The sequence below is a fragment of the Ignavibacteria bacterium genome (assembly GCA_025612375.1).
Lineage (GTDB): Bacteria > Bacteroidota > Ignavibacteria > Ignavibacteriales > SURF-24 > JAAXKN01.
The window spans coordinates 1-1,570 of record JAAXKN010000116.1; the positions used below are offsets into that span (position 1 = coordinate 1).

Consider the following 1,570-nt stretch of genomic DNA (forward strand, 5'->3'; position numbering starts at 1 on the left):
AGATTGCATCCATGTCCCAGCTTGCGGCCTCGGCAAGAGGGATCGGGAAAGTAACACGGTAGCCGTGGATTACGTCCTGACCGAAAAGCAGAGGAATTTTAAGCCGGGACTTCATGGCAGCTTCCTGGAGGGCTTTTGTATGCTCAAATCCCATAATATTCAGCATTGATCCGATTTTGCCTGTTCTAACATCCTCGAGCTTATTTCCGGAATTGGTAATAGGCCCCGTCTGTTCCCAGTCCCCGCTAAGCTGGTTAAGCTGGCCGATTTTTTCGTCGAGAGTCATCAGGTGCATAACCGAATCGATTCTCTCTTCAACAGGTTTCATCTGGGCATATGACGGAGCAGTATGAAACGAAAACAAAAAAAGTAAAAAGGCGGATATTTTAGTATTAATTTTCATATAAAGTATTTAATTAATGAAAGAATATCTGATTTAGAATGGGATTTTTAAGTTAAAACAGCGTGCCCGGGGACGGCAGGAACTGCTTTAATATTAACCATGTCAAATATACGCCGACGGCTACAAATATGAAACCGCCAAGCATTGTTTTTTGTATGGAATGCGAAATGCTCTAAGTTAACAATTCATATAACACACAGAGGCTTACAAAGGGATAATGACCGCAAAGCCGTAGGGGGAAACTGAGGGCTGGAGGTGCATTGAGATACCGGAATTATCTTTTGATCCGTAGCTAACAATAGCCTGCCCGATAAAATGCCCGATTGCAGCGCCAAGTATGGTATCTGATAGCCAGTGCTTATCGTCGTACATGCGCTGGAAAGCTGTAAAAGCAGCGAGGCTGTATAGCCCAATGGAGGCATATGTATTGTTAATTCTTGCGGCCAGGACTGAAGACATTGCAAAAGCGACGGTGCTGTGGCCCGAAGGAAGCGATATATGTTCGTTTTTAAACTGGAGGCCCCTGAACTTAAAAGCTCCTTCATTCAGGTATGGGCGTGAACGCCCCAAGGCTGACTTGAGTACTGTGGTAACGATTCCGGCGTAAGCCAGGGTTTCAATCATCATTCGGCCTGTTTCGCGAACGTCAGTACTTCCGGCTGCAAGTCCGCCAAGGTAGACCACTCCCGAAATCAGTCCGGCTGTAACAACTTCGCCGTACTGTCTTCCGATTACGGTGTAATTATCCAGAAAGTCAGTATGGTTGCGGTGCATAAAGTCCCTTACATCCTCATCCACAGTAAAAGCGAGTGCTGTAGTACCCACGACGCCGCCAAAAGTAAGCCAATCCCTGCCATCAAAATGAAAAGGTGCTTTTGCGAGCTTTACGCCGTCGTCAACGGCAGTATTGAAATCGCTTTTTATGAGTTCCAGGGGTTTCTTTGTGTTTTCGCCGGAAGTATTCGTCTGAGCAAATACATATGTTCCGGTGCCTGAAACGGGAACAAAACTGATCTGCACAAAAAGGCAGAAGGAGATGAGGGTTAAGTAATGTTTATGCATAATTAAAATTACAAAAAAAACGTTCAACGTTCAACGTGGGGGGGGAAGGTCCCAGGAAATGTGCAAAGTCAAGTTCCCCTGAATTTTTTGCAGGTAAATAAAAAG

At 45.3% G+C, this 1,570-nt stretch carries 2 protein-coding genes; both read right to left on the reverse strand.

Going from position 1 to position 1,570, the window contains the following annotated elements; translation table 11 throughout:
• A partial coding sequence (locus HF312_21560) for a glycosyl hydrolase (GenBank protein ID MCU7522798.1) occupies window positions 1-403 on the reverse strand: 403 nt, incomplete at its 3' end.
• Between the two features lie 204 nt (window positions 404-607).
• Window positions 608-1,465 carry a phosphatase PAP2 family protein gene (locus HF312_21565; GenBank protein MCU7522799.1) on the reverse strand — a complete coding sequence of 286 codons (858 nt, stop codon included), beginning with the start codon at window positions 1,463-1,465 and terminating at the stop codon, window positions 608-610.
• Window positions 1,466-1,570 lie beyond the last annotated feature (105 nt).